At 68.1% G+C, this 13,222-nt stretch carries 16 protein-coding genes; 11 read left to right on the forward strand and 5 right to left on the reverse strand.

Annotated elements, in window-relative coordinates; genetic code table 11:
* The 5 genes from ACFOW8_RS12910 to ACFOW8_RS12930 all read left to right on the forward strand — a co-directional run bounded on the left by ACFOW8_RS12910 (position 1) and on the right by ACFOW8_RS12930 (position 3,405).
* Positions 1-480: a dihydrofolate reductase gene (locus ACFOW8_RS12910; RefSeq protein ID WP_378550764.1), complete on the forward strand. Its 480-nt coding sequence runs from the start codon at positions 1-3 to the stop codon at positions 478-480.
* 101 nt (positions 481-581) lie between these two features.
* The gene (locus ACFOW8_RS12915; RefSeq protein ID WP_378550520.1) at positions 582-908 is read left to right on the forward strand and encodes a cupin domain-containing protein; all 327 of its coding nucleotides are present in this window, start codon (positions 582-584) and stop codon (positions 906-908) included.
* 72 nt (positions 909-980) lie between these two features.
* Complete coding sequence (locus ACFOW8_RS12920) at positions 981-2,033, forward strand: Dyp-type peroxidase (RefSeq protein ID WP_378550522.1); 1,053 nt, start codon at positions 981-983, stop codon at positions 2,031-2,033.
* Positions 2,034-2,831, forward strand: coding sequence for a family 1 encapsulin nanocompartment shell protein (locus tag ACFOW8_RS12925; RefSeq protein WP_378550525.1), 798 nt, complete (start codon positions 2,034-2,036; stop codon positions 2,829-2,831).
* Positions 2,832-2,877: 46 nt separating this feature from the next.
* Complete coding sequence (locus tag ACFOW8_RS12930; protein WP_378550527.1) at positions 2,878-3,405, forward strand: hypothetical protein; 528 nt, start codon at positions 2,878-2,880, stop codon at positions 3,403-3,405.
* 36 nt (positions 3,406-3,441) lie between these two features.
* Here the strand turns inward: ACFOW8_RS12930 and ACFOW8_RS12935 are convergent, their stop codons facing one another.
* Complete coding sequence (locus ACFOW8_RS12935; RefSeq protein WP_378550529.1) at positions 3,442-4,119, reverse strand: TetR/AcrR family transcriptional regulator; 678 nt, start codon at positions 4,117-4,119, stop codon at positions 3,442-3,444.
* A 217-nt stretch (positions 4,120-4,336) separates the two neighbouring features.
* Here ACFOW8_RS12935 and ACFOW8_RS12940 point away from each other — a divergent pair, with 217 nt between their 5' ends.
* The 4 genes from ACFOW8_RS12940 (at position 4,337) to ACFOW8_RS12955 (ending at position 9,639) form a co-directional block, all read left to right on the forward strand.
* Positions 4,337-5,878, forward strand: a complete 1,542-nt coding sequence (locus tag ACFOW8_RS12940; protein WP_378550531.1) for an amino acid permease — start codon at positions 4,337-4,339, stop codon at positions 5,876-5,878.
* Positions 5,879-6,149: 271 nt separating this feature from the next.
* Positions 6,150-6,896 carry a DUF1989 domain-containing protein gene (locus ACFOW8_RS12945; protein ID WP_378550533.1) on the forward strand — a complete coding sequence of 249 codons (747 nt, stop codon included), beginning with the start codon at positions 6,150-6,152 and terminating at the stop codon, positions 6,894-6,896.
* On the forward strand, positions 6,893-7,510 hold the full coding sequence (locus ACFOW8_RS12950) for an urea amidolyase associated protein UAAP2 (protein ID WP_378550535.1): 618 nt from the start codon (positions 6,893-6,895) through the stop codon (positions 7,508-7,510). Before ACFOW8_RS12945 ends, ACFOW8_RS12950 begins: the two co-directional genes overlap by 4 nt.
* A gap of 155 nt (positions 7,511-7,665) precedes the next feature.
* The gene (locus tag ACFOW8_RS12955) at positions 7,666-9,639 is read left to right on the forward strand and encodes a 5-oxoprolinase/urea amidolyase family protein (RefSeq protein WP_378550766.1); all 1,974 of its coding nucleotides are present in this window, start codon (positions 7,666-7,668) and stop codon (positions 9,637-9,639) included.
* Positions 9,640-9,669: 30 nt separating this feature from the next.
* On the opposite strand, the gene ACFOW8_RS12960 is transcribed toward ACFOW8_RS12955, so the two are convergent.
* Positions 9,670-10,071 carry a RidA family protein gene (locus ACFOW8_RS12960; RefSeq protein ID WP_378550537.1) on the reverse strand — a complete coding sequence of 134 codons (402 nt, stop codon included), beginning with the start codon at positions 10,069-10,071 and terminating at the stop codon, positions 9,670-9,672.
* 30 nt (positions 10,072-10,101) lie between these two features.
* Here ACFOW8_RS12960 and ACFOW8_RS12965 point away from each other — a divergent pair, with 30 nt between their 5' ends.
* On the forward strand, positions 10,102-10,662 hold the full coding sequence (locus ACFOW8_RS12965; protein WP_378550539.1) for a CGNR zinc finger domain-containing protein: 561 nt from the start codon (positions 10,102-10,104) through the stop codon (positions 10,660-10,662).
* A 4-nt stretch (positions 10,663-10,666) separates the two neighbouring features.
* On the opposite strand, the gene ACFOW8_RS12970 is transcribed toward ACFOW8_RS12965, so the two are convergent.
* Positions 10,667-11,146: a MarR family winged helix-turn-helix transcriptional regulator gene (locus tag ACFOW8_RS12970; protein ID WP_378550541.1), complete on the reverse strand. Its 480-nt coding sequence runs from the start codon at positions 11,144-11,146 to the stop codon at positions 10,667-10,669.
* Between the two features lie 107 nt (positions 11,147-11,253).
* Between ACFOW8_RS12970 and ACFOW8_RS12975 the strand changes: the two genes are divergently transcribed.
* Entirely contained in the window at positions 11,254-12,390 is a 1,137-nt protein-coding gene (locus ACFOW8_RS12975; RefSeq protein ID WP_378550543.1) for a GDSL-type esterase/lipase family protein, read from the forward strand.
* A 71-nt stretch (positions 12,391-12,461) separates the two neighbouring features.
* On the opposite strand, the gene ACFOW8_RS12980 is transcribed toward ACFOW8_RS12975, so the two are convergent.
* Both ACFOW8_RS12980 and ACFOW8_RS12985 read right to left on the reverse strand, forming a co-directional pair.
* On the reverse strand, positions 12,462-12,860 hold the full coding sequence (locus ACFOW8_RS12980; RefSeq protein ID WP_378550545.1) for a hypothetical protein: 399 nt from the start codon (positions 12,858-12,860) through the stop codon (positions 12,462-12,464).
* The gene (locus ACFOW8_RS12985) at positions 12,857-13,078 is read right to left on the reverse strand and encodes a type II toxin-antitoxin system HicA family toxin (RefSeq protein WP_378550547.1); all 222 of its coding nucleotides are present in this window, start codon (positions 13,076-13,078) and stop codon (positions 12,857-12,859) included. Before ACFOW8_RS12985 ends, ACFOW8_RS12980 begins: the two co-directional genes overlap by 4 nt.
* Positions 13,079-13,222 lie beyond the last annotated feature (144 nt).

Below are 13,222 nucleotides of genomic sequence, written 5' to 3' on the forward strand. Positions count from 1 at the left end.
ATGATCGGCCTCATCTGGGCCCAGGCCGACGACGGCGTCATCGGTGCCGACAACGCCATCCCGTGGCGTGTGCCCGAGGACATGGCCAACTTCAAGAACACCACCATGGGCCATCCGGTGATCATGGGCAGGCGCACCTGGGATTCACTGCCCGCGGCGTATCGGCCGTTGGCCGGCCGCCGCAATATCGTAGTCACTCGACAGACTGATTGGTCGGCCGAAGGTGCTGAGCGTGCCCCCTCTGTCCCCGCCGCGCTGGCGCTGACCGACGGCGCCGATGTCTGGGTGGCAGGCGGTGCCGAGATCTACCGCGCCGCCCTCCCGCTGGCGACAACACTGCTGGTCACCGAGATCGACACGGCGGTCGACGGCGACGCGTTCGCCCCGGCGATCGGGCCGGAATGGCAGGCGCCCGACACGCCGTGGCTCGTATCCAAAAGCGGCCTCCGATACCGCATTCGCCGCTACGCCAGAGCCTGACAACGACCGGCTAACGGTCGCGCAAAACGCCCGACCGCGGGCGTGCTCTCGGGCATACTCACCGATACAGCCCGCGAGTAGCCTGCGAAAGGCGCGATGTCATGGACAAGAAATCGCTGACCGCGGTGGCCCGGCAACAGCTCAAGCTGGCGGCCACCACCACGAGTGGCCGGAGTTCGCAGACGGTCATCGGCGGCCACACCCACGCGCTGCGGCAGACCGTCGTCGCCCTCACCGAGGGCCAGAGTCTGGCCGAGCACGACAACTCCGGCGACGCCACCATCCAGGTTCTCAGCGGCACGCTCGTGCTGATCGCAGGCACCGACGAATGGAAAGGCTCGGCAGGCGATCTGATCGTGGTGCCACGGGCACGGCACAGCGTCAAAGCGATCGATGACGTGGCGTTTCTGCTGAGTGTCGCCAAGTAGCGGTAACTCGCCGGTCGCTGACACGCCACGGCGTGCGTGTCCGTGTCGGTGCGGCGCTCTAGGCTGGACGGCATGGGTGAGCCACAGCCGATCCTCGAACCGCTCACGCCGGCCGCAATTTTCCTCGTAGCCACCATCGACGAGGGCGGCGAGCCGGCGGTCCGCGATCTTCTCGCCGATATCTCCGGCCTGCGCCGTTCCATCGGATTCCGGGTGCCCGGTGACGGGCTCTCCTGCGTCACCTCGATCGGCTCGGCCGCCTGGGACCGGCTCTTCACCGGACCCAAACCAGCTGAGCTACACGAGTTTCCCGGATTCGTCGGCCCGATTCACAGCGCGCCTGCCACCCCTGGCGACCTGCTCTTCCACATCAGGGGTGAAACGCAGGGCCCGTGCTTCGAGCTGGCCATGGTGATCGGTGAGCGGTTGCGCGGCGCGGCGACGATCGTCGACGAGACCGTCGGCTTCCGCTACTTCGAACAGCGCGACCTGCTCGGCTTCGTCGACGGCACCGAGAACCCGGAGGGCACCGAAGCGGCGTCCACGGCGCTGATCGGTGACGAGGATCCCGAGTTCACCGGCGGCAGCTACGTGATCGTGCAGAAGTACACCCACCCGCTCGATCAGTGGAACGCGCTCTCGATCGAGGAGCAGGAGCGGGTGATCGGGCGCACGAAGCTCGCCGACTACGAACTGCCCGACGACGTGAAGCCGGCCAACTCCCACGTCGCGGTCAACACGCTGGTCGATCCCGACGGCACGGAACGGCAGATCCTGCGTGCCAATATGCCGTTCGGCACCATCGGCACCGGCGAGTTCGGCACCTACTACATCGCCTACGCCGCCACGCCGAGTGTCACCGAGCGCATGCTGGAGCGAATGTTCCTCGGTACCGACGAGGCCGCCTACGACCGCATCCTCGATTTCTCCTTCGCGGTCACGGGCACCCTGTTCTTCACCCCCACCGTCGACTTCCTCGACGAGCTGCCCGAGGCACCCGCCTCCGTCGCCACCGCCGAAACGTCCGATTCCCTGCCCGAATTCGCCCCGGTCGAGCAGGCGAACGCCGCCGCGGCCGACTACGACGGCTCGCTGTCCATCGGCACGATGAAAAGGAGTATCTGAATGAACAACCTGCATCGCGAACTCGCGCCGATCACCGGCGAGGCCTGGTCGCAGATCGAGGAGGAGGCCACCCGCACATTCAAGCGCAATATCGCAGGCCGCCGAGTGGTCGACGTATCCGGCCCGCACGGGATCACCTACTCGGCGCTCAACCGTGGCAGGCTCACTCCGATCTCCTCCCCGGACGAGGGTGTGCTCGCCCATCAGCGCGTGGTGCAGCCGCTGATCGAGCTCCGCGTGCCGTTCACGCTGCGGCGTTCCGAACTCGACGATATCGAGCGCGGCGCCCCCGACGCCGACTTCGACAATCTCAAAGACGCCGCCCAGAAGATCGCCTTCGCCGAGGACCGCGCGATCTTCGAGGGCTATGCCGCCGCGGGCATCACCGGTATCAGGGCCGCCGCGTCCAATGCGCCGGTCGCGCTGCCGAGCAATGTGGTCGACATCCCCGATGCCATCTCGCACGCCCTCACCGGCCTGCGCCTGGCCGGCGTGCAGGGCCCGTACTCGGTGGTGCTCAGCGCCGAGTTGTACACGCAGGTCAGCGAGACCTCCGATCACGGCCACCCGATCCGCACCCACATCGAGCGGTTGATCGACGGCGAGATCATCTGGGCGCCCGCGATCACCGGCGGCTTCGCGCTCACCACCCGCGGCGGCGATTTCGAACTCGCGCTCGGGCAGGACCTGTCGATCGGCTACCTCAGCCACGACGCCGAGACCGTACAGCTGTACTTCCAGGAGACCTTCACGTTCCTGGTGGAGACCTCGGAGGCGGCGGTATCGTTCGGCTCGTGAGCCGGCGCGGCGGGTAGCGTCTGCCGCGCATCGAGAGGAGGTCCGCATGGCGGTCGTGCGTGCCGGAGTCGTACCTGCGAGCCGGAGCCTGTTCTACTGCCTGATCGGACTGCTGGTCACCACGGGCGTCGTCGGGATGTTCCTGGCGATGTTCGGGGTGAACCGGGTGATCACCGGCTTCCTCGTCGGCGCGGTCGCCGGTGTCGCGACCGGGGTGGCGCTGTTCGTGCGCGACGTCGTCGAGCTCACCGAGCCCGCGATCTACGCGCGGACCCCGTTCCGGTCCAACACCGTCCCGTGGGACCGCGTAGTGGCGGGCCGCTTCACCCTCGACGAACACGGCCGCTGGTCGCTTGCCCTCGACCTGAACGGCGGACACCACGACGAACTGGTCCTGCTGTCCATCCCACCGGTCGTGCGCCCGGTCTCCGGCGCCTACGACATGCGCAAACGCGAACAGGTCACCGAGATCAGGGAAATGCTGCGCACCAAACGAATCCCGATCACCGTCCTACCGGAAATCGCGGCAGCCCTGAACGAACACTGGCAAATAGCCCCACCAACCGCCCACTGACCTCACCCGACGGGTCCTCGGACTCGTGACGACCGGTCAGTCGGATTCGGGGACTATGTCGCCCAGCCGGATCAGTAGTGCTTGGGCGGCTGTGCGGACCGCAGCGGGGTCGCCGGGGTGGCCGACTATGCGCACGATCGCGTCCGGGATCAGGCGCTCGGTTTCGGCGGCTGCCGACTCCTCGTCGGAGCGGATGCCGATCACCGTTTCGACCAGGCGGAACGGCAGGATCGCCACGTCACCGGGTTGCCCTGCCGCTGCGGCGGAATCGGCGGCGAGGAGTTCGTAGTGTTCGCGCAGGTCGTCGCGGTGGCGGCGGAAGGTGGCGAAGCGTTCGGTGCGCAGTTCGGGCAGTAGGTACAGCGCGCCGAGGTTCCAGCGTGCGGCGCGGAGCTGGCGTACGTCGAACAGTGCCAGCGCGTAGAGCTTGGTGACAGCGGCGTCGGGCTCCTCCGCCATGCGTCGTGCCAGTTCGGCCGGGCCTGCGATGGTCTGGGCCAGCAGCGCGTCGAGGATGTCGTCCTTGGCGGCGAAATGGTGATACAGCGAGGCCTGCCGGATACCGACCGCGTCGGCCACCGCGCGGGTCGAGGTGTTGGCGTATCCCTTGGTGGTGAACAGTTCCGCCGCGGCGTCGAGGATCTCCGCGCGCGGGGTGGTGCCCTGCCTGCGCCGCTGTGTCAGCCGGGGACGCCCGGGTCCGAGGTTTGCCACCCCCCGATTCTGTCATCGGTCACCGGCCGATCCGGAAGCGGGCAGCTCACCAGCGCCGATGCCATGCGGTCTAATTCCTGTCACTTGATAGAAACGTCGGCAACGCAGAAGTTACGACGGGCCGCACAGCCGATACACGACGGTCACCGTTCGAGCGATCGCACGCGCAAAACTATCGACTGATAGATATTTGGCCGCACCGCCGAAGGACACCGACATGGCCACCACACTCGAAAACCCCACCGCGCCAGCTGATTCCGGCCGCGACAGCGCCGATCTCGCCGCGTTCGGCTATCAACCGGTCCTGCATCGAAAGCTGGGGCGCTATGCCTCGTTCGCCGCAGGGTTCTCGTTCGTCTCGATTCTCACCACGATCTTCCAGTTCTTCGGGTTCGGCTATTCGTTCGGCGGCGCCGCCTTCTTCTGGACCTGGCCGCTGGTCTTCGCGGGCCAGTTCCTGGTGGCGTTGAACTTCGCCGAGCTGGCGGCCAGATACCCGATCTCGGGCTGCATCTACCAGTGGTCTCGGCGCCTGGCGGGCGGGCTGGTCGGCTGGTTCGCCGGGTGGATGATGGTGATCGCGCAGGTGGTCACGGCCGCGGCGGCCGCCATCGCCCTGCAGGTGGTGCTGCCCAGCATCTGGGGCGGATTCCAGATCATCGGCACCGACACCTCGCTCACCTCCCGCGACGGCGCGATGAACGCGGTGCTGCTCGGCAGCGTGCTGCTGGTGGTGACCACCACGATCAATGTCATCGGCATCGATCTGATGGCGCGGATCAACTCGATCGGGGTGACCATCGAGATCGTCGGCGTGCTGGCGATCATCGCCCTGTTCTTCACCGGCGCCGAACGCGGTCCCGATGTGGTGCTGAGCACCGATCAGGCGGTGCCGGGCCCGTACTGGGCCGCGTTCCTGGTCTCGGGCCTGATGGCCGCGTACGTGATGGTCGGATTCGATTCCGCCGGAGAACTTTCCGAGGAGACCAAGAATCCGCGCCGGGTGGCGCCACGCACCATCCTGCTCGCGCTGTCGGTATCGGCACTGGGCGGCGGGCTCATGCTGCTCGGCGCGCTGATCGCGGCCCCCAGTCTCGACGACGGTGAATTGGCTTCCGGCGGACTGGCTTACGTCATCACCGCGAAGTTGAACAGTCCGGCCGGGACCGTGCTGCTCGGCTGCGTCGCGGTGGCGGTGTTCGTGTGCACCCTGGCGATCCAGACGGCCGGGTCGCGGCTGATGTTCTCGATGGCGCGCGACGGCAAGCTGCCGTTCGCGCGGGCGCTGTCGACCGTGCACCCGCGCTTCGGTACCCCGGTGTGGCCCGCCGTGGTGATCGGCGCGCTCGGCATCGGTCTGCTGGTACTGAATCTGGGCAACCCGGCCATCTTCGCTACCCTCGCCAGCGTCTGCATCGTCAGCCTGTATCTGGCGTATCTGCTGGTCACCGTGCCGCTGCTGGTGCGAAGGACACAGGGCATGCCCGCACCGGAGGACAGCTCGCTGTTCACCCTCGGCCGCTGGGGCATTCCGATCAACGCCGTCGCCGTGCTGTGGGGCATCGCCATGGTGATCAACCTCGCTTGGCCGCGACCGGAGGTCTACACCCCCGAGGGCGGCGGCTGGTGGCAGCTGTGGGCCGGTCCGCTGTCGGTGGCCGTGATCGTCACCGCCGGCGCCATCGTCTACCGGTTCACTGTCGCCAAGAAGTCCGGCACCGAATCCCCGGACCTCGAATCAGCACCTGCCCCCGCGTGATTGCCACCGGAAGAGGCGAACAAGGTCAACCGTGACCAAGCGGCGCCCCGACTCGCGGCGCCGCTACACGACAAGGACTCACCACCCAACCCACCTCGCGCGACCCGACCTCGAGGACGGGCACGCCGACGAAGTCGGCGGTCGCGGCCCGTCCCGTCGATCAGGCGCCGTTGCGCAAGCGACGAAGGAGCAAGCAACGGTGCCTGATCGACGGGACCCAAGGGGGCCGCGACTCGAGCGCGCCAGCGCTCCAACAACACAGGAGGATTCGATGACGAGCACTCAGTCCACCGACGGCGCGCGTGCGCATGCGCGCGCCCAAGCGGCGGCGGCGACTGTCGAGCGACCTGAGATTCCCGCGGGTGTCGATCCCGCGACAGTGGTACTGGCCCAGCGTATTCCCGCTTCCGGCTACGCCAATGTGGTGCTGGGCCGTGGCACCAGGGTTCGGCTGTCGGATCCGACCGGGTCCGCAGGCGCGCATCTGTTCCTGCTGCGTGCCGAGGCACCGTGGGAGCGGCTCAATGTCGCCGACACGGTGAAGGTTCCGTGGCAGGCCTACCTCGGGGTGGGGCATCCGCTGCTGTCGGATCAGGGTCGGGTGCTGGCGACGGTTGTCGCCGATACCTCCGGGCACCACGACGTACTGTGTGGGCCGACCGCGGCGGGCCGCCGTCTGCTGTGGCTGGCCGGAGCCAAACAGGGGTTGGAGCCGCGGGATATCGGCCCCTCGATCGGGATGTTCCGCGGTGTGCGGGTCGAGTCGGACGGCGCGCTGACTACCACCGGCAATGCGCGGGCCGGGGCCGCCGTGGAGTTGCTCGTCCACCTTCCGGTGACGCTGCTCGTGGCCAATGCCGCGCATCCCCTCGACGACCGGCCCACCGGCGAGCTGGACCTGCTCGCCTGGCGCGCGCCCACCGATCGGGCCACCAACGACGACCCGGAGTACCAGCGGGCCGTGGCCAATACCGAGGCCGCGTGGACGGCCGCACTGAACACGGAGGTTCCGGCATGACCACGCCCACCCGCGTCGTCGTCCTCGACGAGACCGTTCCCGCCAACGCGCCGTGGTCGGCGATCGTCCGGGCCGGCGATCAGCTCGAGATCATCGACCTGCACGGCAACCAGGCCGTCGACTGCCTGCTGTACTCCGCCGCCGACCGGACCGACCGCTACAGTGCCCAGGCCACGGTCGCCGCGCAGCGGAACATCTTCCTCACCACCGGCAGTGTGCTGCGGACCGAGGCGGGAACACCGCTGATGACGGTGGTCGCCGACGAGGTCGGCAATCACGACACCATCGCGGGCGCGTGCTCGCAGGAGTCCAACACCCTGCGCTACGGTCACCACACCAGGCACCAGCACGCCTGTGTGGAGAACTTCCTCACCGCGGCGCTCGAATGGGGTTTGGGCAAGCGCGATCTGGTGTCGAACATCAACTGGTTCATGAATGTGCCGGTCGAGGCCGACGGCACCCTCGGCATCGTCGACGGCCTGTCGGCGCCGGGCAAGAAGGTGACCCTGCGCGCCGAGATCGACACCTTGGTCCTCGTCTCGAACTGCCCGCAGATCAACAATCCGTGCAATGGTTTCGATCCGACGCCGGTGCGTATGGTGGTGACCCGATGAGCCCGGCCGACGTGCGGACCGACCGACCCGCCGCATGCGCCGTACCCGAGCGGCACGCGGTGTCGGTGATCGCCGACGCGACGGTGATCGCTCGGACCGACCGCGCCCGTGCACATCCCACCGTCCGGCGGTGCGTCGAGGTCGTTCGCCCCGGTATGCAGACCACGGTGCAGGACTGGCCGGGCCGAACCGGCTACTGGCACATCGGTGTTCCGCCATCGGGCCCGATGGATGACCTGTCGTTCCGGTTGGGCAATCACGTACTCGGCAATCCGGAGGGCGCCGCCGGGCTGGAGTGCACTCTCGGCGGGCCTGCCCTGCGATTCAGCGAGGCGACCTCGGTCTGTGTCACCGGCGCGGTCGCCGATGTGCGGGTCGACGGGCGACCGGTGGAGCAGTGGCGCATCGTCGAGGTGCCTGCCGGCGGGGTCATCGACGTGGGCGCCATCCGCGGCCCTGGCATGCGCACCTACATCCTGTTCGCCGGTGGTATCGAGGTCGAGCAGTTCCTCGGCAGCGCGGCCACTTTCACACTCGGCAAGTTCGGTGGTGGCACCGGCGCCGCGCTTCGCGCCGACGACACGATCGCCGTCGGCGAACCGCCCGTTCGCCGCGCGGCCGCTGTCCCGATGTCCGGCATTCCCGCCTTCGGCCACCGCTGGGAACTCGCGGTCACCGAGGGTCCGCACGGCGCGCCGGAGTTCTTCACCCGCACCGATATCGACACGATTCTCGGTACCGACTACGAGGTGCACTTCAACTCCGACCGCACGGGTGTGCGGCTCATCGGACCCAAGCCGGAGTGGGCGCGTAGCGACGGCGGCGAAGCGGGCCTGCATCCGTCGAACATCCACGACAACGCCTATTCGATCGGCGCGCTCGATTTCACCGGTGACACCCCGATCCTGCTCGGGCCCGATGGTCCGAGCCTGGGTGGATTCGTCTGCCCGGTGACGGTGGTGGCGGCCGAGCGCTGGAAGCTGGGGCAACTCACGCCAGGCGACAAGGTCCGCTTCGTCCCCGTTCGCGCCGAACATGCCGCTCCCGCGGCAGACCTCGGGTCGCGGCGGCGCGCGTGGTTCGGCACCGTCCTGTCCGCTGGTCGCGACGCCGATGACGGCATCCTGCGCCGCACCGCGGTCGACGACGAAACCGGAGTCACCTACCGCAGGCAGGGCGACGACGGCGTGCTCGTCGAATACGGCACGCTCACCTTGGATCTCGGTCTCCGCGCCCGCGTGCACGCCCTGCACCAGCACCTGATCGCCATGGGCCGGCGCGGCGTCGTCGAGCTCACGCCGGGCATCCGGTCCTTGCAGATCCGAGTCGACCCGGCCGTTCTGCCGATCGGTCAGCTGCTCGATCTGCTCGCCGAAGCCGAAGCGCAACTGCCGGATTCCGATCAGCTGGTGGTACCGAGCCGGACGGTCCACTTGCCGCTGTCCTGGGACGACCCGTCCACCCGCGAGGCGATCACGCGCTACATGCACGGTGTCCGCGCCGACGCACCGTGGTGCCCGTGGAATATCGAATTCATCCGCCGCATGAACGGATTGGATTCGGTGGCGGATGTCTACCGCACCGTCTTCGACGCCGAGTACCTGGTGCTGGGCCTCGGCGATGTCTACCTCGGCGCACCCGTCGCCACCCCGACCGACCCACGCCACCGCCTCGTCACCACCAAGTACAACCCGGCGCGCACCTGGACGCCGGAGAACGCCGTCGGCATCGGTGGCGCCTACCTGTGCATCTACGGCATGGAGGGCCCCGGCGGCTACCAGTTCGTCGGCCGCACCACTCAGGTGTGGAACCACCGCGCCAGGCCCGCCGGTGCGGCGGGGCCCGGCGTCGACCGCTTCGCCACCGACGCGGAGACCCCGTGGCTGCTGCGCTATTTCGATCGCATCCGCTGGCATCCGGTCGAGGCGGGCGAACTCCTCGACCTGCGTGCCGATTTCACGGCGGGCAAGGTCGACATCACCACCGAGGACGGCGAGTTCCGCCTCGCCGACTACCGCCGCTTCCTCACCGACAACGCGCCCGCGATCGCGGACTTCCGCGCCGTCCAAGCCGAAGCCTTCGCCGCCGAACGCCAGTCCTGGCGCTCGGCAGGCGAACTCGCGGACTGATCAGCGCGTTGCGACCTCGGTCGCACCGGGTCAGCCCGCGACGGCGGCGACCGCCTCGATCTCGATGAGCGCGCCCTCGACGGCGAGGCCGGAGACGAAGGCGAAGGTGATGGCGGGCGGGTTGGGCATGGGGCCCCAGGAGGCGCCGAAGGCGGCGAAGCCCTCCTGGAGGCTCTGCCCTTCCTTGATGAGGAGGTTCCACTTGACCACGTCGCCGGGTTCGGCGCCCGCGGCGGCAAGGCAGGCGCGCAGGTTGTCGAGAGTCTGTTTCACCTGGGCGGCGAGGTCGGGGCCGACTACGCGGCCGGTGGCGTCGACGCCGTTCTGACCGCCGATGTAGACGAGGTCGGCACCGGCCGGGACCCGGACCACCTGGGAGAAGGCCGGGTTGGTGTGCAGGGCTTCGGGATTGAGGTAGGTCGCGATTGCCATGGGATTACCGTAACCAGTTAAACTGGTGTCATGCAAGGGCGGAAATCTCTCCCACCGGCCGTTCGGCGCCGGTTCCAGACGGGGCGCGTCTCGCTCGACCTCGTACACACCGGCGGCGAGGGCGAGCTCGCCGTGTGGGAGATCGTGCACACCGCGGCAGATCTGGGGCACTGGCTCGGCGTGATCCTCGAGCTGCCCGATCTCGCCGCGGACGACGCCGACCTCACCGCGTTCCACCGGCTCCGCAACGCCCTCTCCCGCGCAGCGTTCGGCGCCGCCGCGGGAGACCCGTTGGCACCCAGCGATATCGACGCGATCAACGCGGCCGCAGCGGAACCGCCCCTTGTCCCCCACCTGAACCCCGACGGCACCCGCGACTATCCCGCCGCCACCGCGAGGGGTGCCATGTCCACGCTCGCCCGCGACGCCATCGACCTGTTCGCGAGCCCGCTGGCCGCGCGCATCCGCGTGTGCGCCTCGCAGACCTGCGGGCTCCTTTTCGTCGACGCGTCCAGGCCAGGGCGGCGCCGCTGGTGCTCCATGGACCGCTGCGGCAATATCGCGAAGGTCCGCAAGTACCGCGAGACGTAGCGGCTCAGGACGACTCGGCGATCGCGGTAGCCGACGGATTGGTGGCGTCGCGGATGACTCGCAGCCCGGCGACGAGGCCGTCGAGCTGCTCGGGCGTCAGCAACCCGGTGAGCCAGCGTTCCAGCGCGTCGAGGTAGTCGGGGAGGACTTCCGCGAGACGCTCGGCGCCCGCGTCGGTGAGCGCCGCGTAGGAACTGCGGCGGTCGGCGGGGTCGAGTACGCGTTCCACCAGCCCCGCCGCGGCCAGCCGGTCCACCAGCCGGGTGACACCGCTGGTGGACAGTTCGGTCTGCGTGGCCAGGTCGGTCATCCGCAGCCGCTGCCGCGGCGACCGGCTCACCCGCAGGAGCGCGTTCAGATCCAGTCCGGACAACCCGTGCGCCTTCCACGTGGGCTCGAGCTTGGCCAGCAAGCCGCTGTGCGCCTCGAAGAGAAGGCCGGAGGTCGTCAGCCGGTGGTCGTCGAACAGTTCGCGCACGGACATGACACTCATCCTAGCCGATATTTGCTACGCGGATAGTTGACACGAGGAATACCTCGGAGTAGATCTATGCATAGGCAATATTCCTCACAGCAAGCAATGGAGTGATCGTGCAGGACAACACGTGGGTCGCCGGATTCCGGACCGGCGTCATCGACCCGAACGAGCAGATCAAGCTCGCCGAATCGCGCGAGTTCAGCGACGAGACCGTGCGCCACGTCGTCCACCTGGCCGGCGGCGGTGACGCGCTGCGCGTGCGGTTGACCAACCGCTACGGCACGGCTCCCCTGCGGATCGGGTCCGCCCGGATCGCCCGGCGCAAGCAGGATTCAGCCGTCGTCGCCGACACCGACCGCCCGATCACCGTCGGCGGCGCGGCCACATTCACCATCGATCCGGGCGCCGAGCTGCTGAGCGATCCGATCGACCTCGTGGTCACCGCGGGCGAGGACCTGCTGCTCAGCCTGTACTTGCCCACCGCGACCGGGCTCGCGACCTTCGCGCACCAACCGGCCGAGGTCGCCTACCTGGTCGCCGGCGAGCACACCACCGACGTGGAACTCATCGACGCGCAGGAACTTCCGTTCCGCTTCTTCGTGACGGGAATCGACGTGCTGGTGACCGATCCGCCGCCGATCGCGGTGGCCTTCGGCGATTCCTGGTTCGAGGGCGTCGGCACCACCATGAGTGCCAATCGCCGCTCGGTCGATGTGCTCAACAGCCGCCTCACCCGCGGCTGGGTGGTCAACAACGGCATCGCGGGCAATCGGCTCACCACCGAGCAGATCGGCGAATCCGGGCTCGGCCGTTTCGATTCCGACGCGCTTGGAGTCCCCGGTGTCACCGACGTGCTGGTCAACTTCGGGATCAACGATCTCATTCTCGGCGCGATGGGCGGGCAGCCGTCGGCGACCGCCGCGGAACTGATCGCCGGATTCACCGAGCTGGCCGCCCGCGCGCACACGGCCGGACTCCGCGTCCACGTCGCCACCATCGGCCCGTACGCGGGCTGCGTCTACCCTGGCATGCCGCTGCTGGAAACCCAGCCGACCCGCCACGCCGTGAACGAATGGTTGCGCACCACCGAGGTCTTCGACTCCGTCTTCGACGTCGACCGCGCGGTCGCCGACCCGGCGCGGCCCGACTACATCCGCCCCGAATTCGACAGCGGCGACGGTATGCACCTCAACGACGCGGGCGCCGCCGCCATGGCCGCCACGGTCGACCTCACCGCCCTGTTCACCTGACCGGAATCCCCCGACTGGTGGCGGCCACTCCTCGCAGGCCGCCACCACCTCCCGAACGGGTGCCCGAGCCGCTACTTCGCGAGCTGACCGATCCGCTGACGTGCCACGTTCAGCAGGGTCGCGACGTCGACGTCCGGGACCTGTTCACGACGGAGTTCCTTTACCAGAGAACGCTGCTCGGCGTTCAACTCCTCGGTCAGGCGCTCGATCTTCGACCGCAGGTCACCGATGTGCTCGACCCGGCCACTGACATCGCGAGCATCGCCGAAATCGTCCACGATCAGCTTCGTTTCGACCCGAGACAGCGGAACATCCAGCTTTGCGGCGATGATGGTGCGTGCCTCGTACCCCACATCGGTGAGATGCTTCGCCTGCCCGCACGGGTCCGCACCGTAGACGTCGGGAACGGTGATCTCCCACCACCGGCCGACTCGGCTCGCATGGACGTCGTAGGTGATCGCTGCGCTCATGATCCATCCTCCTTAGGGCAATCACACGCCGCTAGCGCTTTGCCGATGGTCCGTACCACTCCCGGCGAGATAGTTCGGTGTCCATCAGGCACACTCACGTCGTGCTTGCCTGTGCAGCAGCCGTAAATCGAGTGACTGCCCGCCCCATCACGTAGCTTCGACCAGCCCTTCTTCTTCAGGGCTTGCAGGACCTTCCTGGTCGGTTGCTCCGCAATCACCGATCTACGCTATCAAGATAGCAATAGTCGCGGCAAGGCATCTAGGCATAGATTGGGCTAGCCAACTAGCAATCGAGCTGACCCATGTCAGTGCCGAGCTGGTTGCTCACCTACCAGAAGAGTCTCGTAGGTGAGCAACCGGGA

Origin of the sequence: Nocardia rhizosphaerae (assembly GCF_042650365.1) — a bacterium.
GTDB classification, from domain to species: Bacteria; Actinomycetota; Actinomycetes; order Mycobacteriales; family Mycobacteriaceae; genus Nocardia; species Nocardia rhizosphaerae.

What these genes read in the sequence shown, in the direction of transcription:
- ACFOW8_RS12950 (WP_378550535.1), top strand. Translation starts at nt 6,893, where the DNA reads ATGACCACGCCCACCCGCGTCGTCGTCCTCGACGAGACCGTTCCCGCC.
- ACFOW8_RS12940 (WP_378550531.1), top strand. Translation starts at nt 4,337, where the DNA reads ATGGCCACCACACTCGAAAACCCCACCGCGCCAGCTGATTCCGGCCGC.
- ACFOW8_RS12920 (WP_378550522.1), top strand. Translation starts at nt 981, where the DNA reads ATGGGTGAGCCACAGCCGATCCTCGAACCGCTCACGCCGGCCGCAATT.
- ACFOW8_RS12945 (WP_378550533.1), top strand. Translation starts at nt 6,150, where the DNA reads ATGACGAGCACTCAGTCCACCGACGGCGCGCGTGCGCATGCGCGCGCC.
- ACFOW8_RS12955 (WP_378550766.1), top strand. Translation starts at nt 7,666, where the DNA reads ATGCAGACCACGGTGCAGGACTGGCCGGGCCGAACCGGCTACTGGCAC.
- ACFOW8_RS12965 (WP_378550539.1), top strand. Translation starts at nt 10,102, where the DNA reads ATGCAAGGGCGGAAATCTCTCCCACCGGCCGTTCGGCGCCGGTTCCAG.
- ACFOW8_RS12980 (WP_378550545.1), bottom strand. Translation starts at nt 12,860, where the DNA reads ATGAGCGCAGCGATCACCTACGACGTCCATGCGAGCCGAGTCGGCCGG.
- ACFOW8_RS12910 (WP_378550764.1), top strand. Translation starts at nt 1, where the DNA reads ATGATCGGCCTCATCTGGGCCCAGGCCGACGACGGCGTCATCGGTGCC.
- ACFOW8_RS12960 (WP_378550537.1), bottom strand. Translation starts at nt 10,071, where the DNA reads ATGGCAATCGCGACCTACCTCAATCCCGAAGCCCTGCACACCAACCCG.
- ACFOW8_RS12915 (WP_378550520.1), top strand. Translation starts at nt 582, where the DNA reads ATGGACAAGAAATCGCTGACCGCGGTGGCCCGGCAACAGCTCAAGCTG.
- ACFOW8_RS12930 (WP_378550527.1), top strand. Translation starts at nt 2,878, where the DNA reads ATGGCGGTCGTGCGTGCCGGAGTCGTACCTGCGAGCCGGAGCCTGTTC.
- ACFOW8_RS12925 (WP_378550525.1), top strand. Translation starts at nt 2,034, where the DNA reads ATGAACAACCTGCATCGCGAACTCGCGCCGATCACCGGCGAGGCCTGG.
- ACFOW8_RS12970 (WP_378550541.1), bottom strand. Translation starts at nt 11,146, where the DNA reads ATGTCCGTGCGCGAACTGTTCGACGACCACCGGCTGACGACCTCCGGC.